Origin of the sequence: Agrococcus pavilionensis RW1, from assembly GCF_000400485.1 — a bacterium.
GTDB lineage: Bacteria > Actinomycetota > Actinomycetes > Actinomycetales > Microbacteriaceae > Agrococcus > Agrococcus pavilionensis.
In genome coordinates, this window is sequence record NZ_ASHR01000032.1 from 12,920 (window position 1) to 35,298 (window position 22,379).

General features: G+C 73.0%; 24 protein-coding genes. 3 read left to right on the plus strand and 21 right to left on the minus strand.

Going from position 1 to position 22,379, the window contains the following annotated elements; all coding sequences use genetic code 11:
• Window positions 1–54 precede the first annotated feature (54 nt).
• The 13 genes from L332_RS26315 to hrcA form a co-directional block, all read right to left on the minus strand.
• Complete coding sequence (locus tag L332_RS26315; protein WP_021011322.1) at window positions 55–1,455, minus strand: ABC transporter permease; 1,401 nt, start codon at window positions 1,453–1,455, stop codon at window positions 55–57.
• Window positions 1,452–2,195: an ABC transporter ATP-binding protein gene (locus L332_RS26320; RefSeq protein ID WP_021011323.1), complete on the minus strand. Its 744-nt coding sequence runs from the start codon at window positions 2,193–2,195 to the stop codon at window positions 1,452–1,454. Before L332_RS26320 ends, L332_RS26315 begins: the two co-directional genes overlap by 4 nt.
• Window positions 2,196–2,297: 102 nt before the next feature.
• Window positions 2,298–3,041, minus strand: coding sequence for an alpha/beta fold hydrolase (locus L332_RS26325; RefSeq protein WP_021011324.1), 744 nt, complete (start codon window positions 3,039–3,041; stop codon window positions 2,298–2,300).
• Between the two features lie 13 nt (window positions 3,042–3,054).
• A complete protein-coding gene (locus L332_RS26330) occupies window positions 3,055–3,702 on the minus strand; it encodes a response regulator (RefSeq protein ID WP_021011325.1) in 648 nt (215 codons plus the stop codon).
• Window positions 3,699–4,916 carry a sensor histidine kinase gene (locus L332_RS0115585; RefSeq protein WP_021011326.1) on the minus strand — a complete coding sequence of 406 codons (1,218 nt, stop codon included), beginning with the start codon at window positions 4,914–4,916 and terminating at the stop codon, window positions 3,699–3,701. The genes L332_RS26330 and L332_RS0115585 overlap by 4 nt, the downstream gene beginning before the upstream one ends.
• 97 nt (window positions 4,917–5,013) lie before the next feature.
• Window positions 5,014–5,904 (minus strand): GTPase Era, encoded by an 891-nt coding sequence (gene era / locus L332_RS26335; RefSeq protein WP_021011327.1) that lies wholly within the window; start codon window positions 5,902–5,904, stop codon window positions 5,014–5,016.
• Entirely contained in the window at window positions 5,901–7,178 is a 1,278-nt protein-coding gene (locus L332_RS26340; RefSeq protein WP_021011328.1) for a hemolysin family protein, read from the minus strand. Before L332_RS26340 ends, era begins: the two co-directional genes overlap by 4 nt.
• Window positions 7,178–7,654 carry an rRNA maturation RNase YbeY gene (gene ybeY, locus L332_RS26345; protein WP_021011329.1) on the minus strand — a complete coding sequence of 159 codons (477 nt, stop codon included), beginning with the start codon at window positions 7,652–7,654 and terminating at the stop codon, window positions 7,178–7,180. The genes L332_RS26340 and ybeY overlap by 1 nt, the downstream gene beginning before the upstream one ends.
• A complete protein-coding gene (locus L332_RS26350) occupies window positions 7,654–8,625 on the minus strand; it encodes a PhoH family protein (protein WP_021065087.1) in 972 nt (323 codons plus the stop codon). Before L332_RS26350 ends, ybeY begins: the two co-directional genes overlap by 1 nt.
• 34 nt (window positions 8,626–8,659) lie before the next feature.
• Window positions 8,660–9,004, minus strand: a complete 345-nt coding sequence (locus L332_RS26355; protein WP_021011331.1) for a histidine triad nucleotide-binding protein — start codon at window positions 9,002–9,004, stop codon at window positions 8,660–8,662.
• A 25-nt stretch (window positions 9,005–9,029) separates the two neighbouring features.
• Complete coding sequence (locus L332_RS26360) at window positions 9,030–9,755, minus strand: 16S rRNA (uracil(1498)-N(3))-methyltransferase (protein WP_021011332.1); 726 nt, start codon at window positions 9,753–9,755, stop codon at window positions 9,030–9,032.
• On the minus strand, window positions 9,755–10,843 hold the full coding sequence (gene dnaJ, locus L332_RS26365; RefSeq protein ID WP_021011333.1) for a molecular chaperone DnaJ: 1,089 nt from the start codon (window positions 10,841–10,843) through the stop codon (window positions 9,755–9,757). The genes L332_RS26360 and dnaJ overlap by 1 nt, the downstream gene beginning before the upstream one ends.
• Window positions 10,844–11,857, minus strand: coding sequence for a heat-inducible transcriptional repressor HrcA (gene hrcA, locus L332_RS26370; RefSeq protein ID WP_021011334.1), 1,014 nt, complete (start codon window positions 11,855–11,857; stop codon window positions 10,844–10,846).
• Between the two features lie 166 nt (window positions 11,858–12,023).
• On the opposite strand from hrcA, the gene L332_RS30940 reads away from it, so the two are divergent.
• Window positions 12,024–12,845: a DUF4870 domain-containing protein gene (locus L332_RS30940; RefSeq protein WP_021011335.1), complete on the plus strand. Its 822-nt coding sequence runs from the start codon at window positions 12,024–12,026 to the stop codon at window positions 12,843–12,845.
• Window position 12,846: 1 nt separating this feature from the next.
• Here the strand turns inward: L332_RS30940 and hemW are convergent, their stop codons facing one another.
• From hemW to lepA, 3 genes are read right to left on the minus strand one after another with little or no spacing between them, the layout of a single operon-like run.
• Window positions 12,847–14,052 (minus strand): radical SAM family heme chaperone HemW, encoded by a 1,206-nt coding sequence (hemW, locus tag L332_RS26380; protein ID WP_021011336.1) that lies wholly within the window; start codon window positions 14,050–14,052, stop codon window positions 12,847–12,849.
• A gap of 1 nt (window position 14,053) precedes the next feature.
• Complete coding sequence (locus L332_RS29570) at window positions 14,054–14,689, minus strand: DUF1990 family protein (protein WP_021011337.1); 636 nt, start codon at window positions 14,687–14,689, stop codon at window positions 14,054–14,056.
• On the minus strand, window positions 14,686–16,536 hold the full coding sequence (lepA, locus tag L332_RS26385) for a translation elongation factor 4 (protein ID WP_021011338.1): 1,851 nt from the start codon (window positions 16,534–16,536) through the stop codon (window positions 14,686–14,688). The genes L332_RS29570 and lepA overlap by 4 nt, the downstream gene beginning before the upstream one ends.
• 219 nt (window positions 16,537–16,755) lie before the next feature.
• Here lepA and rpsT point away from each other — a divergent pair, with 219 nt between their 5' ends.
• A complete protein-coding gene (gene rpsT / locus L332_RS26390; protein ID WP_021011339.1) occupies window positions 16,756–17,016 on the plus strand; it encodes a 30S ribosomal protein S20 in 261 nt (86 codons plus the stop codon).
• A 237-nt stretch (window positions 17,017–17,253) separates the two neighbouring features.
• On the opposite strand, the gene L332_RS26395 is transcribed toward rpsT, so the two are convergent.
• Genes L332_RS26395 through speB form a run of 4 tightly spaced genes read right to left on the minus strand, consistent with a single transcriptional unit; the run spans window position 17,254 to window position 20,701 of the window.
• Complete coding sequence (locus L332_RS26395) at window positions 17,254–17,925, minus strand: cyclase family protein (RefSeq protein ID WP_021011340.1); 672 nt, start codon at window positions 17,923–17,925, stop codon at window positions 17,254–17,256.
• Window positions 17,915–19,291, minus strand: coding sequence for a purine-cytosine permease family protein (locus L332_RS26400; protein WP_021011341.1), 1,377 nt, complete (start codon window positions 19,289–19,291; stop codon window positions 17,915–17,917). Before L332_RS26400 ends, L332_RS26395 begins: the two co-directional genes overlap by 11 nt.
• A 41-nt stretch (window positions 19,292–19,332) precedes the next feature.
• Window positions 19,333–19,731, minus strand: a complete 399-nt coding sequence (locus L332_RS26405) for a nuclear transport factor 2 family protein (RefSeq protein WP_021011342.1) — start codon at window positions 19,729–19,731, stop codon at window positions 19,333–19,335.
• Window positions 19,709–20,701 (minus strand): agmatinase, encoded by a 993-nt coding sequence (gene speB, locus L332_RS26410; protein WP_021011343.1) that lies wholly within the window; start codon window positions 20,699–20,701, stop codon window positions 19,709–19,711. The genes L332_RS26405 and speB overlap by 23 nt, the downstream gene beginning before the upstream one ends.
• 102 nt (window positions 20,702–20,803) lie before the next feature.
• On the opposite strand from speB, the gene L332_RS26415 reads away from it, so the two are divergent.
• Window positions 20,804–21,388 carry a helix-turn-helix domain-containing protein gene (locus tag L332_RS26415; protein ID WP_021011344.1) on the plus strand — a complete coding sequence of 195 codons (585 nt, stop codon included), beginning with the start codon at window positions 20,804–20,806 and terminating at the stop codon, window positions 21,386–21,388.
• Window positions 21,389–21,391: 3 nt separating this feature from the next.
• Here the strand turns inward: L332_RS26415 and holA are convergent, their stop codons facing one another.
• A complete protein-coding gene (gene holA, locus L332_RS26420; protein ID WP_021011345.1) occupies window positions 21,392–22,375 on the minus strand; it encodes a DNA polymerase III subunit delta in 984 nt (327 codons plus the stop codon).
• Between the last annotated feature and the right edge of the window lie 4 nt (window positions 22,376–22,379).

Sequence of the window (22,379 nt, forward strand, 5' to 3'; positions counted from 1 at the left end):
GCACGCTCTGCATGCGATCAGACTACACCCGGCGCCCGAGCGGCGCCGGGTGCGTCACTCCGCGGCGACCGCGGCGAGCGGTGCGATGCGCGCCGCGCGCTGCCCCGCCGGGAGACTCGTCGCGACCGCGACGGCGAGGCCGACGGCTGCGAGCGCGAGCGGCAGCTGCCACGGCAGCGACGGCGCGGTCGAGACGACGCCCTGCACCGACGAGAGCATCGCGTGCGCGCCGATCCAGCCGTAGAGCGTACCGACCGCGAAGCCGGTCGAGACCGCGACGATCGTGATCGCCCCCGCCTCGGCGAGCAGCATCGAGCGCGTCTGGCCGCGGCGGAGGCCGAGCGTGCGCAGCAGCCCGATCTCGCGCGTGCGGCGGCGCACCGAGAGCAGCATCGAGGCGACGAAGCCGAGCACGCCGAGCAGCGCCGAGAACCCGACGATGCCGGCGACGACGCTCGTGACGCCGACGATCAGCTCGCGCAGCTGCTGCTGGAAGAAGGGGTCGCGCTCGATCGTGTGGGCCGCGGTCGTGAGCGACGAGCCGGCAGCGATCATCATCGTGACGACCGCCGTCCCGGCGAAGAGCGAGAGCACGAGGGCCGACGTGCGTCCCGGATGCGTCGCGAGCGTGCCGGCCGCGGCTCGCGCGGGCACGCTCCGCCCGAGCGCCCGCGAGGCGAGCGTCACGAGCGGCGGGGCGATCGCCGGCGCGAGCGCCACGATGCCGGCGGTGGCCACGACGCCGCCGGCGAAGCCGACGAGCACGGCGAGCGGCGAGACGGGGCCGAGCAGCACCGCCGCCGCGAGCAGCACGGCACCCGAGACGAGCGTCACGACGCCGCCGGTGCGACGGCGCGCCACCGTCGTCTCGACGTCGACCGCGGAGCTCCGGAGCGCCTCCAGCGGGGAGACGGCGAGCACCGAGCGGGTCGCGAACAGCGCCGCGAGCACCGCGGCGACCGCGACGATGGCGGCAGGCACCGCGGCCCACGGCTCGACGACGGGCAGGCCGCGCAGGTCGAGCCCCTCGGGCAGCGCCGCGAAGGCTTCGCTCGCGAGGACGGCGCCGCCGACGCCGAGCGCCCAGCCCGCGGCGGCGCCGCCGATGCCGACGATCGCGAAGCCGCCGAGCAGGCGGCGCCGCTCGGCGCGGGAGGACGCTCCGAGGAGCCGCCGCAGCGCGATCTCCGCGCGCCGGTCCTCCACCGCGCCGGTCAGCGCCTGCCGAGTGACGATCGCGCCGACGACGATCGAGACGCCGATGAGGAGCGACTGCGCGAGCGCGAGCAGCAGTCGGCCGGTCTCGCTGCCTGCGATGAGCGCCTCGCCGTAGAGCACGAGCGCGGCGTGCTCCATGACGGTCGACAGCGCGGTGCCGAAGCCCGCGGCGAGCACCGAGACGGCGAACGCGAGCCACAGCCCCGAGCGCGAGGCGCGGCGGTCGGTGCCGCTCATCGGGCGGCCTCGAGCATGCGCTGGGCGACGGTCGAGGCGTCGGTCGCGGGCAGCTCCTCCTCGATGCGCCCGTCGCGCAGGAGCACGATGCGCTCGGCGCGAGCGGCGACCGCGGGGTCGTGGGTGACGACGACGATCGCCTGCCCGGCCGCGGCGCTCGCGACCAGGATGTCCTGCACCTCGCGGGAGGTCGCGGAGTCGAGCGCTCCGGTCGGCTCGTCGGCGAGCACGATCGCGGGTCGCTGCGCGAGGGCGCGGGCGATCGCGAAGCGCTGCTGCTGGCCGCCCGAGAGCTCGTGCGGGCGACGCTCGGCGAGCGCCGCGACGTCGAGGTCGTCGAGCAGCGCGGCGATGCGCTCGTGGTCGGGCGCGCGCCCCGCGAGGCGCGCGGGCAGCTCGACGTTCTCGAGCGCGGTGAGGCTCGGCACGAGGTTGAACGACTGGAAGACCACGCCCACCTCGTCGCGGCGCAGCGCCGTGAGCGCGTCGTCGTCGAGGCCGACGACCGATCGGCCGCCGATGATGACGTCGCCGGCGCTCGGCGCGTCGAGCCCGGCCGCGAGGTGCAGGAGGGTCGACTTGCCCGAGCCGGACGGGCCCATGACGGCGGTGATCGAGCCGGGCTCGATCGCGAGGTCGACGCCGTCGAGCGCGGTGACGACGGCGGCGCCGGTGCCGTAGCGCTTGGTGACGCCGCGCAGGAGGAGGGCGTGCGAGGACGGGGAAGGGTGGCTGTGCATGCTCCCAGTCAAGGCGCGCGGCGACCGCGCGTCGTCAGCCGCGAGCCGGAACCGCGGTCATCCGCCGGGATGATCCGCCCGGTCGACCGAAGCATCCGCCCGTCACCGATCGAGCCGCGCGAGCCGCTCATCGAGCATCGCCGCCATGCGCTCCGGGTGCTCGAGCGGCAGCCCGTGCCCGGCGCGCGGGACGACGCGCAGCTCGCTGCCGGGATGCGCGTCGTGCAGGAGCCGCGCCGAGTCGCGCATGACCCGGCGCTCGGCGCCGCCGACGACGACGAGCGCACTGCCGCTCGCGCCCCAGCCGTCCGGCACGGTGAAGCGCAGGTTCTCCCCCACGCTCGCGAGGAGCGTCGCCCGCGTGATCGCGGCGCTGCCCGCGACGTACTCGGGCAGCAGCTCGTCGGGCACGAGGAGCTCGCGGGCCTGCAGCCGTGCGAACCACGGCACGCGCGCGAGCGGCGCGCTGAGCCCGAGCAGCGCGAGCGTCGGGCCGGCGAGCGGCAGCGGCCTCGCTTGCGCGCTCACGACGACCGCGTCGGCGACGAGCTCGGGGCGGCGGGCGGCGAGCAGCACCGCGAGCTGCGCGCCGAGCGAGAAGCCCGCGACCACCGAGCCGCTCGACGCGCGCTCCTCCAGCAGCACCTCGAGCCCGGCGAGCGTTTCGGCGTGCGAGCGGTAGGGGTCGGATGCGCTGCGCCCGTGCCCGGGCAGGTCGGGCACGAGGGCGCGCACGGGGTGCCGGAGCGCCGCGAGCGTCGGCCGCCACATCCAGCCGCCCACTCCGCCGCCGTGGAGCAGCAGGAGCGGCGGCGCGCCCGCCGGTCCGGTCTCGTCGACGTGCATGCGGCCGGACGCCTCAGCGCGACTCGCCCGCGAGCCCGTGCTCGTAGGCGAAGACGACGAGCTGCACGCGGTCGCGCAGGCCCAGCTTGCCGAGGATGCGCGAGATGTGGGTCTTGACGGTCGCCTCCGAGACGAACTCGCTGCGGGCGATCTCGGTGTTCGAGAGCCCCTTCGCGGCGAGCGCGAAGATCTGCCGCTCCCGCTCGGTGAGCTCGGCGAACGCCGCGGGCGCCGATCGCTGCTGGCGACCGAACGCCTTGAACAGCTCCCGCGTCGCGCTCGCGGCGACGACCTCGTTGCCGGCGTGCACGGTGCGGATCGCGGCGAGCACGAGCTCGGGCTCGGCGTCCTTGAGCACGAAGCCGGATGCCCCGGCCCGGATGGCGCGCGCCGCGGCCTCGTCGAGGTCGAAGGTCGTGAGCACGACGACCCGCACGTCGGGCTGCGCGCGCACGATGCGATCGGTCGCCGAGATGCCGTCGAGCACGGGCATCCGCACGTCCATGAGCACGACGTCGGGCTGCTGCTCCTCGGCGAGCCGCACAGCCTGTGCGCCGTCCGCCGCTTCGCCGACGCACTGCAGGTCGGGCTGCGACTCGACGAGCATGCGGATGCCGCTGCGGAACAGCGCCTGGTCGTCGACGATGAGGACGCGGATCATGCGAGCCCCGCCGGGAACGCCGCGCGCACGCGGAACCACTCGTGCTCGATGCCCGTCCAGACGTCGCCGCCCGCGAGCCTCGCGCGCTCGTGCATGCCGCTCACGCCGTGCCCGGCGGGGCCGGGGGCGGCGGCGAGTCGGTTGTGCACGTCGATCACGACGCCAGGCCCCGCGCTCCTGAGCCGCACGTGCACCGGCTGGTCGCGATCGCCGTGGCGCAGCGCGTTCGTGAGCGCCTCCTGCAGGATCCGGTAGGCGGCGATGTCGGCCGTGCGCGGCAGCGGGGGCCGGCCGCCCACCCGCTCGAGCCGCACGTCGAGGCCGCTGCCGCGCATCCGCTCGACGAGTGCGTCGACGTCGTCGAGCGACGCGACGGGGTCGGGCGCCTCGCTGTGGCGCAGCTGCGCGAGCAGCAGCCGCACGTCGCCGAGCGCTTGCTTCGCGGTGCCGGCGATCGTCTCGAGCGTCGCGTCCTTCACCGCGGGGTCGCGCGTGTAGCGCGCGCCGTTCGCCTGCGCGATGACGACCGCGAGCGAGTGGGCGACGACGTCGTGCATGTCGCGAGCGAGGGCGGCGCGCTCCTCCTGCTCGGTCGCGCGCCGGCTCGAGACCTGCGCGACCTGGACCGCCGCCTCGGAGCGCGCGACCGAGGAGACGCCCCAGCCGATCAGGATCGTCATCGAGAACAGCAGCATCGGCGGCACCCACACGACCACCGCGAGCCGCAGCACCTCGTCGAAGGGCACGAGCACGCCCGGCGAGTAGCCGGCGAGGCCGCCCGTGGTCGTGATCCAGTAGGCCGCGAGCACCGAGGCGACGAGCGAGAGCCCGGCCGCCGCGAGCCTGCCGGGCCAGCGGCAGAAGCGACCGGCGGAGTAGAGCGGCACGAGCACCGCGAACCAGACCGGGAAGAGCGGTGCGGCGAGCGCGACGTGCACGGCCGCGAGCGCGACGAGCCCGGCGAGCGCGAGCAGCGGCCAGCGGCGGCGCGCCAGGATCGCCGCGCCGATCGCGGCGGTCTCGATCACGAGCAGCAGCCAGTGCCAGCCCCAGTTGAAGAAGAGCCCGCCGATGAGCAGCGTCGGCACCGCGAGCATGCCGAGCGTGACGGCCGCGATGAGGCCGTCGGTGCGGAGCGCGTCGCGATCGAGCGGGGCGCGCACCCGCGCCGGGACGGCGGGCTGCGCGTCGGGCGCGAGGGTGTCGGCGGTCACGCCTGCCAGCGTATGGCGGGCAGCGGATGCGTCGGCCTGCGCGGGCGCGGAATCATCCGGGAGGGGGACAAGGCGGTCGCCCGCCCGCACCCGCAGGTCAGAACCCGAAGCGCCCCAGCTGCTTCGGGTCCCCCTGCCACTCCTTCGCGACCTTCACGCGCAGGTCGAGGTGCACCTGGGTGCCGACGATGCGCTCGATCTCGCGCCGCGCATCCGCCCCCACCTGCCGCAGCCGCGAGCCGCCCTTGCCGATGATGATGCCCTTCTGGCTGTCGCGCTCGACCCAGAGGTTCGCGTAGACGTCGGTGAGCTCGCGGTCCTCGCGGCGCACGATGTCGTCGAGCGTCACCATGATCGAGTGCGGCAGCTCGTCGCGCACGCCCTCGAGCGCGGCCTCGCGGATGAGCTCGGCGATGCGCACCGAGAGCGGCTCCTCCGTCGTCGTCTCGGCCTCGTAGAGCGGCGGCCCCTCGGGCAGCAGCTCGACGAGCGCGTCGACGAGCACGTCGAGCTGGTGGCCCGCGACCGACGACAGCGGCACGATCGCATCCCACTCGCGCAGCTCGCTCACCGCGAGCAGCTGCTGCGCGACGCGCTCCTTCGAGGCGGCGTCGGTCTTCGTCACGACGGCGACCTTCTTCGCGCGCGGGAAGCCCTCGAGCTGCTGGTCGATGTAGCGGTCGCCGGGGCCGAGCGGCTCGTCGGCCGGCACGCACAGGCAGATGACGTCGACGTCGCCGAGCGTCGTCTGCACGACGGCGTTGAGCCGCTTGCCGAGCAGCGTGCGCGGCTTGTGCATTCCCGGGGTGTCGACGATGACGAGCTGCGCGTCGTCGCGGTGCACGACGCCGCGGATCGCGTGGCGCGTCGTCTGCGGCTTCGACGACGTGATCGCGATCTTCTCGCCCACGAGCGCGTTCATGAGCGTCGACTTGCCCGCGTTGGGCCTCCCGACGAAGGTGACGAATCCGCTCCGGTGCTCGCTCATGCCTCGGCCTCCGCCGTCGTCTCGGCCTCGACGATGCGCGAGACCTCCATCTCGCCCGCGAGCCGGCCGCGGCCGTCGAGCGAGCGCACCTCGATGCGCAGCCCCGCGACGTGCACGACGTCGCCGACCTCGGCGATGCGCCCGAGCTCCTTCTGCACGAGCCCGCCGACGGTGTCGACCTCCTCGTCGTCGAGCGAGAGGTCGAACAGGTCGCCGAGCTCGTCGATCTGCAGCCGCGCCGAGACGCGCCACGAGCCGTCGCCGACCTCGACGACCTCGCTGCGGCCCCGGTCGTGCTCGTCGTGGATCTCGCCCACGAGCTCCTCGACGAGGTCCTCGAGCGTCACGAGCCCGGCGATGCCCCCGTACTCGTCGACGACCATCGCGACGTGCACGCGATCGGCCTGCATGAGCGCGAGCGTGTCGTCGGCCTTCTTCGACTCCGGCACGAGCACCGCCGGGCGGGCGAGCTCCTCGGCGGTCTCGGATGCGTCGGGGCGCCACGTGCGGGAGCGCACGACGTCGCGCAGGTACAGGATCCCAAGGATCTCGTCGGTCGACTCCCCCACGACCGGCATGCGCGAGAGCCCGTTGTCGAGGAACTGCCGGAGCGCGTCCTGCGCTGTGACGTCGCGCTCGACGACGATCATGTCGGGGCGCGGCACCATGACCTCGCGCACGAGCGTGTCGTTGAACTCGAAGATCGAGTGGATGAGCTCGCGGTCCTCGTCCTCGAGCACGTCGCTCTCGGCGGCGGCGTCGACCATCGACAGGAGCTGCGCCTCGGTCGTGAACGCCGTCTCGCGCTGGCGGCCGGGCGTGACCTTCTCGCCGACGGTCGCGACGAGCATCGCGATCGGCCCCATGAGCACGCGCCAGAAGCGGAGGAAGCCGGCGGAGGCGCGCAGGAGCGCGACGGCGTGCTGGCGGCCGACCGCGCGCGGGCTCGTGCCGACGAGCACGAACGAGACGACGATCATGACGCCGCCGGCGACGAGCAGCGTGATCCACCACTCGGTGACGAGCGAGTCGACGGCGAGGGCGACGAGCACCGCGGCGATCGTCTCGCACATGATGCGGCCGAACTGGAGCGTCATGACGTGGCCGCGCAGGTCGTCGGCGATCGCGAGCATCTTCCGGCCGCGGCGGGCGGCGACGGCCGCCTCCTGCAGCTCGGCGCGCGAGACGACGCCGAGCGCCGCGTCGCACGCGGCGAGCCAGGCGCCGAAGACGATCAGCAGCCCCGCGACGACGAAGAGGACGACCTCGAACATCAGCGGACGCGGCCGGGCGTGCCGCTGTCGGCCGCCTCGAACGCCGCGAGCAGCGTGTCCTGCAGCTCGAACATCTCGTCGCGCTCCGCGGGCTCGGCGTGGTCGAAGCCGAGCAGGTGGAGGAGCCCGTGGGTCGTGAGGAGCCGCAGCTCCGTCATGAGCGAGTGGCTCGCCTCGAGCGCCTGCTGCTGGGCGACCTCGGGGCACAGCACGATGTCGCCGAGCAGGCCCGCGGGCGCGGGCCGGTCGTGGCTGCCGGGCCGCAGCTCGTCCATCGGGAAGGAGAGCACGTCGGTGGGGCCGGGCTCGTCCATCCACTGCACGTGCAGCTGCTCCATCGCGGCGACGTCGACGAGCGCGATCGACACGTCGGCGTCGGGGTGCACGAAGAGCTTCTCGAGGTGGTGCGCGACGAGCCGCACGAGCTGCGCCTCGTCGACCGACGCATCCGTCTCGTTCAGGAGGTCGATCGACATCAGTGCCTCCCTCGCCGCGCGTGGTGCGACTGCTGGCCCTGGCGGGCCTGCCGCGCCATGACCCGCTGGTCGTGCGCCGTGTAGGCGTCGACGATCTCGCCGACGAGCGTGTGCCGCACGACGTCGGCGCTCGTGAGCATCGCGAAGCGGATGTCGTCGATCTTGCCGAGCACTTGCTGCGCGACCTGCAGGCCCGAGGTGCCCGCGGGCAGGTCGACCTGCGTCGCGTCGCCCGTGACGACCATCTTCGAGCCGAAGCCGAGGCGCGTGAGGAACATCTTCATCTGCTCGGGCGTCGTGTTCTGCGCCTCGTCGAGCACGATGAACGAGTCGTTGAGCGTGCGGCCGCGCATGTAGGCGAGCGGCGCGACCTCGACGACGCCTGTCGCGAGCAGCTTCGGCACGAGCTCGGGATCCATCATCTCGTTGAGCGCGTCGTAGAGCGGCCGGAGGTAGGGGTCGATCTTGTCGGTGAGCGTGCCGGGCAGGAAGCCGAGCCGCTCCCCCGCCTCGACAGCGGGGCGCGTGAGGATGATGCGGTTGACCTCCTTGCGGTGCAGTGCCTGCACCGCCTTCGCCATCGCGAGGTAGGTCTTCCCCGTGCCGGCGGGGCCGATGCCGAAGACGATCGTGTGCGCATCGATCGACTCGACGTAGGCGCGCTGGCCCTCGGTCTTCGCCCGGATCGACTTGCCCTTGCTCGTGAGGATCACCTCGCCGATCGCGTCGGCGAGGCTCCGCGAGGTGTCCTGCCGCAGGATGCGGCTGCCCTCGGCGACCTCCGTCTGGCTGAGGGCCGCGCCCTGCCGGACGAGGTCGACGAGCTCCTGCACGAGCCGGCCGGCGACCTCGACGTCGTGCTCGGGCCCCTCGAGCGTGACGAGGTTGCCGCGCACGGCGACGCGCACGTCGGGGTGCTCGTGCTCGAGGCGCGTGAGGAGCCGGTCCTGCGGCCCCAGCAGCCGCACCATCTCGATGCCGTCGATCTCGATCGAACGGGTTGCGTCAGGCAAGCGATCCCTCTCTGAGTGCGCCGGCGAGCACGTGCGCGTGCACGTGGAAGACGGTCTGCCCGGCGAGCTCGCCGGTGTTGAACACGAGCCGGAAGTCGCCCTCGGCGCGCTCCCGGGCGATCGCCTGCGCGGCCTGCACCATCTCGGCCATGAGGTGGGGGTCGCCGGCAGCGAGCTCGACGACGTCGCGGTACTGCGGCGACTTCGGCACGACCACGACGTGCATCGGCGCTTGCGGCGCGATGTCGGTGAAGGCGATGATGCGGTCGGTCTCGAGGACGATCTCCGCCGGGATCTCTCGGGCGACGATCCGCTCGAACACGGTGGGCTCAGCCATGGTCGTCAGCCTACTCGCGCCCGGCTCACCAGCGCCCGAGCCGCAGCGACAGCGCCGCGAGCCCCGCGAGCCCGGCGGTCGACGTGCGCAGCACGTGGTCGCCCATGCGCGCGCGCACGGCGCCGGCCGCGTCGAGCGCCTCGAGCTCCCCCGGGTCGATGCCTCCCTCGGGCCCCACGACGAGCAGCGCGTCGCGCTCGACCGGCACCTCGGCGATCGAGGCCGGCGCGGTCGGGTCGAGCACGACGAGCTGCCAGTGCGCGCCGAGGCCCGCGAGGCCCGCGGTGTCGACGACCCCGACGACCTCGGGCAGCCGCGCCCGGATCGCCTGCTTGCCCGCCTCGCGCACGATGCGCCGCCAGCGCTCGAGCGCCTTGTCGCCGCGGTCGCCCTTCCACTGCACGACGCTGCGCCGCGCTTGCCACGGCACGATGACGTCGACGCCGAGCTCGGTCGAGGCCTGCACGGCGAGCTCGGCCCGATCGCCCTTCGCGAGCGCCTGGGCGAGCGCGATGCGCGGGCTCGGCTGCGGCACCGCCTCGACGCGCTGCAGCACGACGTCTACGCCGTCGCGCTCGACGCGGTCGATGATCCCCTCGGCGAGCGTGCCAGCGCCGTCGCTCACGAGCACGCGCTCGCCGCGGCGCATGCGCGAGACGACGGCGGCGTGGTGCGCCTCCTCGCCCGCGAGCGTCACGACCGCGCCCGGCTCGGCGCCCACGAGCGCGTCGTGCCAGTAGCAGTGGGCCATCAGAGCCGGAGGCGGTCGCGCATCTTCGCGAACAGCCCCTGCTTGAACTGGGCGAGCTGCGGCGCGGGCGCCTTCGTGCGGTCGCGGAGCTCGCGCAGCAGCTCCTCCGTGCGCCGGTCGATGCGCTGCGGCGTGACGACCTGCACGCCGAGCTTGAGGTCGCCGCGGCCGGCGCCGCGGAGGCGCGTGACGCCGCGCTCCCCGATCGTGATGACGTCGCCCGACTGCGTGCCGGGGCGCACCTCGACCTCGACGGGGCCGTCGATGCCCTCGACGGTGCTCCGCGCGCCGAGCGCGGCGTCGGAGATCGACACCTCGAGCGTGCCGAGCAGGTCGTCGCCCGAGCGGGAGAAGACGTCGTGGTGGCGCACGTTGATCTCGAGGTAGAGCGTGCCGGCGGGGCCGCCGGCCTCGCCGACCTCGCCCTGGCCGGGCAGCTGGATGCGCAGGCCCGTGTCGACGCCCGCGGGGATGTCGACGGGGATCGTGCGCTCGGCGCGCACGCGGCCGTGGCCCGCGCACGTCGGGCACGGCTCGGGGATGATGCTCCCGTAGCCCTGGCACGCCGCACACGGCTGTGAGGTGACGACGTTGCCGAGCAGCGACCGCACCTGCCGCTGCACGTGGCCGGAGCCGCCGCACATCGTGCAGCGCTGCGGGCTCGATCCGGGCGTGGTGCACGCGCCGTCGCACGTCTCGCACAGCACGGCCGTCTGCACGCGCAGCTCCCGGTGCACGCCGAAGACGACGTCGGCGAGGTCGAGGTCGACGCGCAGCAGGCTGTCCTGCCCCGGCTGGCGCCGCGAGCGCGGCCCGGCCGAGCGGCCGCCGCCGAAGAACTGCTCGAAGATGTCGCCGAACCCGAAGCCCCCGGCCCCGCCGAGCGACGGGCCGCGGTCGTACTCCGCGCGCGACTGCGGGTCGCCGAGCACGTCGTACGCGTGCGTGACGTCCTTGAATCGCTCGGCCGCGTCCTCGCTCGGGTTGACGTCGGGGTGCAGCTCTCGCGCGAGCCGGCGGTACGCCTTCTTGATCTCGTCCTGCGTGGCGTCGCGCTCGACGCCGAGTGTCTCGTAGTGGTCGCTCACTCAGTCCTCGCTCAGCAGCCGCGTGAGGTAGCGCGCCACTGCGCGCACCGCGGCCATGTTCCCTGCGTAGTCCATCCGGGTCGGGCCCAGGACGCCGACGTGCCCCTCGCTGCCGTCGGCCGTGTAGGTCGAGGCGACGACCGCCGCCTCGCCGAGCGGCCCCGAGAGCTCGCGGCCGATGCGGGTCGCGACCTCCCCCTCGGAGCCCATCTCGTCGAAGAGGCGCAAGAGGGTCACCTGCTCCTCGATCGCGTCGAGCACGGGCGTCACGGTGCCCTGGAAGTCGCGCTCCTCCCGCACGAGGTTCGCGGCGCCCGCCATCACGATGCGGTCGCCGCCGGCCCCCTGCAGCATCTCGGTCAGCGCCTGCGCGACCGCGCCGGTCGCGGTCGCGATCGAGGCGGGGGCGGATGCGGCTGTCGACGAGAGGCGCTGGACGGCCTCGGCGGGCGCGAGCTCGGCGATCGTCTCGGTGAACGCCCGGCCGAGCACCGATGCCTGCTCGGGCTCGATGCGCTGCCCGACGTCGAGCAGTCGCTGCTCGACGCGGCCCGAGTCGAGGATGAGCACCGCGAGCACCTTCGACTCGGTGACCGCGACGAGCTCGACGCGGCGCACGGCGCCCGGGCGCCGGAGCGGCACCTGCACGAGCGCGACCTGGTTCGTGAGGCTCGAGAGCAGGCGCGCGGTGCGCGCGAGCACGTCGTCGCGATCGACCGACTCGTCGAGGAAGCGCGCGATCGCCTGGCGCTGCGCGGGGGTGAGCGGCTGCATGCGCTGCAGGCGGTCGACGAAGACGCGGTAGCCCTTGTCGGTGGGCACGCGGCCCGACGAGGTGTGGGGCGCGACGATGAGCTCCTCCTCCTCGAGGAGCGCCATGTCATTGCGGATCGTCGCCGCGGAGACGCCGAAGGCGTGCCGCTCGACGATCGACTTCGACCCCACCGGCTCCCGCAGGGCGACGTAGTCCTCGACGATCGCCCGGAGGACCTCGAGACCGCGATCCGAGACCATCCCGCGCTCCTTCCCCCCTGCTGGCACTCTCCAATGCTGACTGCCAATCCTACCGCGCCGCGACGCGCCGCGCCCGATCGCTCACCCGTTCTCCAGCCATCCCGGCGCACAATGGCCGTGCGGAACGTCCGCAGATCCTGCGGACCACTCACGAAAGGCACTCCCCATGTCCGACCCCAACGTGCCCCGCCGAGACGACCAGCACGAGCCGACCGACCCCTCGAGCGAGGGCTTCTCGGTCACCGACGAGCAGCACGCGGCCCCCAGCGCGCCCGCCGCTCCGGCGCTCGGCCAGCCGGCCGAGCCCTTCTCCGCTCCCGCGGGCGGCGCCGTGCCGAGCGCGCCCGGTCAGCCCGCGTTCGGCTCCGACGCGAGCCGCGACTGGAGCCAGCCGCAGCCGGGCCAGCAGGGCAGCGCTCCCTTCGACCAGCCCGGGTACGGCCAGGGCGGCTACGCCCAGCCGGGCTACGGCCAGCCGGGGGGCCAGCAGCATGGCGCCCCCCAGTACGGATCGCCGCAGCACGGATCGCCGCAGTACGGATCGCCGCAGTACGGATCCCCGCAGCACGGCGCTCCGCAGTACGGCGCGCCCGGCCAGCCGCAGTACGCGGCCGGCGCCCCCATGTCGCCCGTCGACGAGAAGAACGCCGGCATGTGGGGCCACCTCTCGGGCCTCTCGACGATCGTCACCGGCGGCTGGGGCGGCTGGATCGGCCCGCTCATCGTCTTCCTCATCTACAAGGACCGCAGCGCGTTCGCGCGGCAGGAGTCGAAGGAGGCGCTCAACTTCGGCATCTTCATGACGATCCTGACGATCGGCCTCATCGTCGTCGGGACCATCCTGTCGTTCGTCGGCATCGGGTTCCTGCTGCTGATGATCTGGTGGGTGCCGGGGCTGCTGCAGGTGATCTTCTCGATCATCGGCGGCGTGCGCGTCAACGCCGGCGGCTCCTACCGCTACCCGTTCAACTGGCGGCTGGTGAAGTAGCTCAGGGCAGCAGGCGCCGCACGACGGCGTCGGCGAGCAGCCGCCCTCGCAGCGTCGGGATCACCCGGCCGGCGAGGGCGGCTCTCCCGTCCACGAGGCCGTCGGCGACGAGCCCCGCGACGGCGCGGCGACCCTCGGCGTCGAGCACGTCGATCGCGAGCCCCTCGGCGATGCGCGACTCCAGCAGCACGCGCTCCACGCGACGCGTCTCGGCGTCGAGCACCTCGCGCGCGAGCGCGGGCGAGGCGCCCGCGACGAGCCGGTCGCGGTAGGCGGCGGGGTGCTTGACGTTCCACCAGCGCACCCCGCCGACGTGGCTGTGGGCGCCGGGCCCGAAGCCCCACCAGTCGTGCCCGCGCCAGTAGGCGAGGTTGTGCCGGGCGACCCGGTCGCCCTTCGCCCAGTTGGAGATCTCGTACCAGGAGTAGCCGGCCCGGCCGAGGGTCGCATCCGCCGCCTCGTACATCGCGGCCTGCAGGTCGTCGTCGGGGGCAGCGAGCTCGCCGCGGCGGATGCGCCGCGCGAGCGCGGTGCCGTCCTCGACGATGAGCGCGTAGGCCGAGATGTGGTCGGGTGCCATCGCGACGGCCGCGTCGAGCGAGCGCTGCCAGTCGGCGAGCGACTCCCCCGGCGCGCCGTAGATGAGGTCGAGGCTCACCTCGAGCCCCGCCTCGCGCGCCCACTCGACGACGAGCGGCACGCGCTCGGGGTCGTGCGTGCGGTCGAGCGCCGCGAGCACGTGCGGCACCGCCGACTGCATGCCGATCGAGACGCGCGTCACGCCGCCCGCCCTCAGTTGCGCGAGGCCCGCGAGGTCGATCGAGTCGGGGTTCGCCTCGACCGAGACCTCCGCGCCGTCCGCGAGCCCGAAGGCATCCGTCACGCCCTGCAGCATCGCGACGAGGTCGCCCGACGGCAGGAGCGTCGGCGTGCCGCCGCCGAAGAAGACGGTCTGCATGGGCCGGAGCGGGCCGAGCTCGCCAAGCACCTCGCGCGCGAGGCGGATCTCGGCGGCGACGTCGCCCGGGTAGCCCGCGCGGGTCGCGCCGCGCAGCTCGTCGGCCGTGTAGGTGTTGAAGTCGCAGTAGCCGCACCGCACCGAGCAGAACGGCACGTGGATGTAGGCGCCGAAGGGCGCATCGGCCGCGGTGCCCTCGGGCAGCCGGCCGTCGGCGGGAGCCGCCTCGCCGTCGGGCAGGCGACCCACGTCAGCGCACGTCGATCGAGCGCAGCACGTCCATGTAGCGGTCGTGGTACCTCGAGCGCAGCGCCTTCGAGACGGGAGCGCCGAGCTTGGCGTACCACGCGGCGTTGCGGACGATCGCGCGGAAGTGGAGGAAGACGGTCTCGTCCTCGGCGATCTCGACCGTGAAGCGCTCCTCGCCGGCCTCGGGGTGGCCCTCGAGCGAGCCGAGGATCACGCCGTGGCTATTGGGCTCCTCCTCGACCGCGATGACCCGCATCGGACCGTGGAACTGGATGCCGAGGAAGCGGATGCGCTGGTCGACCGAGTCGCCCGGCTGCAGGAACGGCTCGCCGTCGGGACCGAAGTCCTGCTGCGGCTCGACGCTCGCGGCGCGGGTCGCCTCGCCGTCCTGGAAGCCGACCGGGCGGTAGACGGTGCCCTCCTCGGTGCCGACGACGTCGACCTCGATGCCCGCGAGCCGCTGCACCTTCCAGGTGCGCAGCGCCGCGACGGCGGCGTCGAAGCGCGGCCGGCCGTGGCCGATGCGCGAGCGGCGCTGCACGACCTCGAAGCCCTTCGGCGGGAAGCGCGTGAAGTCGAAGTGCGCCGTCGCGCCGACGGCGCCGTAGTTCGTGGCGCGCTCGCGGATGGGCTTCACTTCGCGTCCTTCTTCGACTCGCCGCTCGAGAGCGCGGCGATGAACGCCTCTTGGGGCACCTCGACGCGGCCGACCATCTTCATGCGCTTCTTGCCCTCCTTCTGCTTCTCGAGCAGCTTGCGCTTGCGGGAGATGTCGCCGCCGTAGCACTTCGCGAGGACGTCCTTGCGGATCGCGCGGATCGTCTCGCGCGCGATGATGCGCGCCCCGACGGCGGCCTGGATCGGCACCTCGAACTGCTGCCTCGGGATGAGGTCCTTGAGCTTGCCCGCCATGAGCACCCCGTAGGCGTAGGCCTTGTCGCGGTGCACGATCGCGCTGAACGCATCCACCTGCTCGCCCTGGAGCAGGATGTCGACCTTGACGAGGTCGCCCTCCTCCTCGCCGTCGAGCTCGTAGTCGAGCGAGGCGTAGCCCTGCGTCTTCGACTTGAGCTGGTCGAAGAAGTCGAAGACGATCTCGCCGAGCGGCAGCCGGTAGCGCAGCTCGACGCGGTCCTCCGACAGGTACTCCATGCCGCCGAGCGTGCCGCGGCGCGACTGGCACAGCTCCATGATCGCGCCGACGTAGTCCTTGGGCGCGAGGATCGTCGCGCGCACCATCGGCTCGACGATCGAGTGGATCTTGCCCTCGGGGAACTCGCTCGGGTTCGTCACCGTGTGCACGACGCGGTCCTCGGTCTGCACTTCGTAGACGACGCTCGGGGCGGTCGCGATGAGGTCGAGGTTGAACTCGCGCTCGAGCCGCTCGGTGATGATCTCGAGGTGCAGGAGGCCGAGGAAGCCGCAGCGGAAGCCGAAGCCGAGCGCGACCGAGGTCTCCGGCTCGTAGACGAGCGCCGCATCCGACAGCTTGAGCTTGTCGAGCGCCTCGCGCAGCACCGGGTAGTCGCTGCCGTCGATCGGGTAGAGGCCCGAGAAGACCATGGGCTTGGGGTCGGCGTAGCCCTTGAGCGGCTCGGTCGCGGGTGCGCGGTAGGTCGTGACGGTGTCGCCGACCTTCGACTGGCGCACGTCCTTCACGCCCGTGATGAGGTAGCCGACCTCGCCCGCGGCGAGCCCCTTCGCGGGCACTGGCTCGGGGCTCGAGACGCCGATCTCGAGCAGCTCGTGGCGCGCGCCGGTCGACATCATCTGGATCTGCTCGCGCGGCTCGAGCCGGCCGTCGACCATGCGGACGTAGGTGACGACGCCGCGGTAGCTGTCGTAGACCGAGTCGAAGATCATCGCGCGGGCGGGGCCGTCGACGTCGCCCTGCGGCGCGGGGATCGTGCGCACGACGCGGTCGAGCAGTGCGTCGACGCCGACGCCCGTCTTGCCGCTCACGCGCAGCACGTCGTCGGGGTCGCCGCCGATGAGGCCGGCGATCTCGGCCGCGAACTTGTCGGGATCGGCGGCCGGCAGGTCGATCTTGTTGAGCACCGGGATGATCTCGAGGTCGTTGTCCATCGCGAGGTAGAGGTTCGCGAGCGTCTGCGCCTCGATGCCCTGGGCGGCGTCGACGAGCAGGATCGCGCCCTCGCACGCGGCGAGCGACCGGCTCACCTCGTAGGTGAAGTCGACGTGGCCGGGGGTGTCGATCATGTTGAGCGCGAAGGTCTGCCCGTCGACCTCCCACGGCATCCGCACGGCCTGCGACTTGATCGTGATGCCGCGCTCGCGCTCGATGTCCATGCGGTCGAGGTACTGCGCGCGCATCGAGCGGTCGTCGACGACGCCCGTGAGCTGCAGCATCCGGTCGGCGAGGGTCGACTTGCCGTGGTCGATGTGCGCGATGATGCAGAAGTTGCGGATGCTCGCGGGATCGGTCGAGGCAGGCTCGAGTGCCTTGGTCGCTCTGGGGCTCACGGGTCCTTCTCGATGGGGGTCTCGATGGAGTGGTGCGGAATGGTCCATTCTCCCACAGCGGATGCGTCGGGCCGCGTTGCGACCGCGGGCCGCGCGCTGGTAGAGTCGTTCGTTGGCTTCCCCTTCTTCTGCGCGCCCGTCGCGCGAGGGCGGGTCGCGGCGGGGCTCATCGGAGCGCAAGCCGCCGCCAACCATCTTCCGAGCAGAACAGGACCCCACGTGGCGAACATCAAGTCGCAGATCAAGCGCATCCTCACCAACCAGAAGGCGACCGACCGCAACCGCGCCGTCAAGAGCGAGGTCAAGACCGCTGTGCGCGAGGCGCGCAAGGCGATCGCCGCGGGCGACAAGGCCGTGGCGCAGGAGAAGGTCGCCATCGCGGCGCGCAAGCTCGACAAGGCTGCCTCGAAGGGCGTCATCCACAAGAACCAGGCCGCGAACCGCAAGTCGTCGATCGCGAAGCAGGCCGCTGCGCTCTGATCCGAGCCGCACACCTCGAAGGCGGGGGCCCCGACGGGCCCCCGCCTTCGTCGTCCTGCCGGGCGGCCACTCCGCGCCCGAGTGGTCACCCGCGCGCCTGAGTGGTCACTTCTGCGCCTGAGTGGTCACTTCCGCGCCTGAGCGGTCACTTCCGCGTTTGCGCGGTCACTTGCGCGCCCGAGTGGCGCCCGCCAGCCACCTGCGGAACGCGCCACTCACCTACGCAAGGGGCTCAAGTCAGTCGAGGAAGGCGACCGCGCGGACCGGGGCGCCGTCGCCGGCGAGTCGCAGCGGGAAGAACCCGACCCGCACCGTCGCCGGCAGCGCCTCGAGGCCCCGCACGTTCTCGACGATGAGGCCATCGGCGCCGAGCACGACCTCGTGGACCGGGAACGACGCATCCGTCGACCCCGTCGGGTCGGGGCTCAGGGTGTCGACCGCGAGCACCCGCATGCCGCGGCGCACGAGCTCGCGCGCGGCATCCGCGCCGAGGGCGGGGTGGCGCAGCGCGCGCTCGGAGCCGAAGTGCGCGGCCCAACCGGTGTCGACGAGCACGATCGGCGGCACTCGCTCCGGCAGCGGGCCCGCTGCCTCGAGCTCGCGCCAGCCGTACACGTCGCCGTCGGCGAGCCCCGCGACGCGCACGACGAGCGCCGCCCCCACGAGCTCGTCGAGCGCGACGTCGGCCATCGTGCGGCCGCCCTCGATCGAGTGGGAGGGCGCGTCGACGTGGGTGCCGGTGTGCGAGCCCATCCGGATGCTCGCGACGTCGACGCCGTCGGCCGCGACCGTGAGCGCGGGCTCGATGCGCACCGCCGGGTCGCCGGGGTAGACCTGCATCCCGTCGACGACGGGATGGCTCAGGTCGACGAGCGTGCCGCGACCCTCCCCCGTGGTCTCAGCGCGCATCCGCCGTCTCGGCCAGGTGCGGCGCGGGCTCCGGGGCTCCCTTCGCACGGCCGGGCAGCGAGAGCGCGAGGTAGAGCACGAACGTGACGACGAAGCTCGGCACCGTCGCGCCGAACGGCAGCGGCCACACGTACGCCCACGCATAGGCGAGCGCGGCGCCGACGAGCCACGAGCCGACCGCGATCCAGTTGACGCCGCCCGTGTACCAGTAGCGGCCGCCGCGCGCCTCGAGGATGTCGGCGGTGTAGCTGCGGCGCTTGAGCAGGTAGTAGTCGACGATCATGATCGCGAACACCGGTGCGAACAGCGCGCTGATCGTGACGAGGAACGTCGTGAACTGGTCGAGCAGGCCGAAGAAGGTCGCGCCGATGATCGAGATGACGCCGAGGATGAGCGCGCTCGCGAGGAACGGCACGCGCTTGCCCGGCAGCGCGTTCACGACCGTCGTGACCATGCCGTAGACGACCATCGTGTTGGTGGCCATGACCGAGAGGAAGATCGCGACGGCGAAGAGCGCGCCGAAGGGCTCGATGATCGCCGTCGGGTCGAACGCGACGGCCTCGCCGCCGCTCAGCACGACGTAGCCGATCGCGGTCGCGCCGACGGTCATCGCGGTGACGGTCGAGAGCGTGTAGCCGACGCCCGAGCCGATCGCGCCGCCCTTCGTCGTGCGGGCGAAGCGGTTGAAGTCGGCCGACAGGACGGTCCACGAGATCGCGGTCGCGAGCACGACGTCGAACATCAGGCCGGGCGTGTAGAACGGCTCGGCGCTCGCGGGGATCTCGGCGAACTCGGCGGGCGTGAAGGTCGTGAACGCGGTGATGAAGACGTAGGCCGAGATCGCGAGGATGACGGCGGCGAACCACGGCTCGATGCGCGCGACGCCGGCGTGGCCGAAGATCGCCAGGATGACCACGATCGTCTGGCACAGCACGGCGAAGATCACCGGGCTCGAGAAGCCCGTGAGCGCCTCGACGATGTAGTCGAGCGAGATGCCGGCGAGCATCGCCTGCACCCAGCTCCAGCCCATGAGGATCACGAGGTTCGCCGCGGCCGGCAGCAGGCTGCCGCGCGTGCCGAAGGGACCGCGCGTGAGCGCCATCGTGGGCAGCCCGGTGCGCGTGCCGATCGCGCCGATGAGCACGAGCACGCACGCGCCGAGCAGCGTGCCGCCGACGATGAGGCCGAGCACGAGGCCGTAGGGCACGTCGGGCACGAAGAGCGTGCCGGTGAGCAGCGTGGTCACGACGAGGTTCGCCGCGAGCCAGATCATGAGCATGCGGCCGGACGAGTAGGTGCCGCGGACGGGGCCGGCGTCGTCGGCGCTCGCCTCCAGTCGGCGTTCGAGGCGGGAGTAGAGCGACATCGGTCTCCTTCGACGGGTGGGGCTGGGGACGGGACTGGGGTTCAGGCGAGCGGCGAGAGGTGCTCGTGCACGGCGACCAGGCGGTCGCCGTCGACGGCGAAGACGATCGACTCGCGCTCGCGGTACGACTCGCGACCCTCGCCGGTCTCGACCGTCGTGTCGACGGTGTGGCTGAAGACGGCGCCGCCGGGCAGCGGCTGCACGAGCCGCTCGCTCGACGCGCACGAGACGACGCGCCAGCCGCTCTCGACCCACGTGCTCCACAGCCGCTCGTACGCCGCGCGGCTGTCGAGCCGGCTCGGCTCGGTGTGGAAGACGAAGGATGCGTCGTCAGCGAAGAGCGCGAAGTAGCGCTCGCCGTCGGTGGCGGCGAAGGCGTCGACGATCGAGGCCGCCGCGGCCTCGACCTCGGCGGCGTCAGGCGTTGGCACTGCCGTCACCGGAGGCATCCGCCGCCGGCGCCATCGCGCTCAGCAGCTCGTAGACGACGTGGCTCGCGGCGATCGCGGTGAGCTGGGCGTGGTCGTAGGCCGGGGCGACCTCGACGACGTCGGCACCGACGATCTGCAGGTCGGAGAGCGCGCGCAGCATGCGCAGCAGCTCGCGGCTCGTGAGGCCCCCCGCCTCGGGCGTGCCCGTGCCGGGCGCGTGCGACGGGTCGAGCACGTCGATGTCGATCGAGATGTAGAGCGGGGCGTCGCCGATGCGGGCGCGCATGCGCTCGATCGCGGCGGCGACGCCGTGCTCCTCGACGAACTCGCTCGTCACGACCGCGAAGCCGAGCCGCTCATCGTCGACGAGGTCCTGCTTGTCGTAGAGCGGGCCGCGGGTGCCGACGTGCATGCTCGCGGTGAGGTCGATGAGGCCCTCCTCCGACGCGCGGCGGAACGGCGTGCCGTGCGTGATGGGGGCGCCGAAGTAGGTGTCCCACGTGTCGAGGTGCGCGTCGAAGTGCAGCACCGCGACCGGCCCGTGCTTCGCGGCGATGTCGCGCAGCAGCGGCAGCGCGATCGTGTGGTCGCCGCCGATCACGACGATGCGGTCGGCGCTGTCGTGCAGGGCGCGCGAGCCCGCCTCGATGTCGGCAACCGCGGCCTCGAGGTCGAAGGGGTTCGCGACGATGTCGCCGGCGTCGGCGACCTGCTGCGCCCCGAACGGGAAGACGTCCTGCGCCGGGTTGTAGGGGCGCAGCAGCCGCGACGCCTCGCGCACGTGCGAGGGGCCGAAGCGCGCGCCCGGGCGGTAGCTCACGCCGCTGTCGAAGGGCACGCCCGCGACGGCGATGTCCGCGCGCCCGACCTCGTCGAGCCGCGGCAGCCGGGCGAAGGTGGCGATGCCGGCGAAGCGCGGCACCGCGCTCGCGTCGATCGGTCCGCGCGGCGCAGAGGGACGATTCTCGGTGGGTTGCATATTGGACAACTTTCGATACGCTTCGTGCAACTAGTGTCGTCACCGTACGCCCGTCCCGAGGCGTCCGTCAAGGCGAGCGAGCGACCAAGAGCGAGGACCGAGATGCGCCCCATCCACCCCGACGCCGACGAGAGCTCGATCGCCCTCGGCGCGAAGCTGCGGTCGGCGCGCACCGCGCAGGGCATGTCGCTCAGCCAGGTCGCCGCGACCTCTGGGCTGTCGAAGGGCTTCCTCAGCCGGCTCGAGCGCGACGAGACCTCGCCGAGCGTCGCGACGCTCGTGCAGCTGTGCCAGGTGCTCTCGCTCCCGGTCGGCGCGCTCTTCGAGGAGCCCGACGTGCAGCTCGTGCAGTGGGCCGATGCGCCGCGCATCAACCTCGGGGGCGTCGGCGCCGATGAGCGCATGCTCTCGCCGCGCGGGCAGGAGCAGCTGCAGGTGCTGCGCTCGGAGCTCGAGCCCGGAGCGCACGGCGGCTCGGAGCTCTACACGATCAGCTGCGAGGTCGAGGTGCTGCACGTCGTCGCGGGCGCGGTCGAGGTGCGCTTCGCCGACCGCACCGTGCTCGTCGGCGCGGGCGATGCGCTGACGCTGCCGGGCCGCGAGCCGCACACGTGGCGCGTCGCGGGCGACGAGCGGGCGGTTGCGATCTGGGTGCTCGCTCCTGCGCCGTGGAGCGGTTCGGCGTAGCCGTCAGGAGCGCGCGGCGAGCTGCCGCACGAGCCGCTCGACGGCGTAGTGCGGATCGCGCTCGGCGCCCTTGACCGCGTGGTCGGCGTGGGCGATCGCCTCGATCGCCTCGCACAGCGTCGCGTCGGTGTAGCCGCGGAGGTCCTTGCGGGCGTTCCGCACCTGCCAGTCCTGCATCCCGAGCTGGCGCGCGGCCTGCGAGTCGCCGCCGCCCGCGCCAGAGACCTTGGCGAGCTGCCGGAAGCGCATCGCGAACGCCGCGACGATCGGCACGGGATCGGCGCCGGTCGCGATCGCGTGCCGCAGCGTCACGAGCGCGGTCGCGACGTCGCCGGCGATCACGGCGTCGACGACGGCGAAGGCGGTCGTCTCGACGCGGCCCGAGTAGTAGGTGCGCACGACCTGCTCGGTCACCTCGCCCTGCGTGTCGAGCGCGACCTGGCGCACCGCGTTCGCGAGCTCCGCGATGTCGGAGTGGAACGCATCCACGAGTGCCGCGATCGCACCGGGCGTCGCCTCGCGCTCGAGCAGCCGCAGCTCGCCGCGCACGAACGGGACGAGCTCGTCGCGCTTGAGCGGCTGGCACACGACCTCGATCGCGCCGGGCGTCTTGCGGATCGCGTCGAGCATCTTCTTGCCGCGCACCGTCGAGCCGTCGTGGCGGATGACGAGGGTCGTGCCGTCGACGGGCGACGCGAGGTAGCGGAGCACGTCGGCGATGAGCGCGTCGGTCGCCTTCACGCCGTTCTCGACCCGCACGAGCCGCGGCTCGTCGAAGAGCGAGGGGCTCGCGATGAGCTCGAGCGCGCCGTCGACGTACTGACCGGCGTCGACGTCGTGGATCTCGAGCTCGGGATCCTCCATGAGCAGGAGCGCGCGCAGGCGCTGCATCGCTCGGTCGGCGAGGAACGACTCCTTGCCGAACACGAGCACGACGGGCGCAGGAGACACCTGCTCCCAGCCGATCTTGGGGATGCTCGCTGCCACGCTC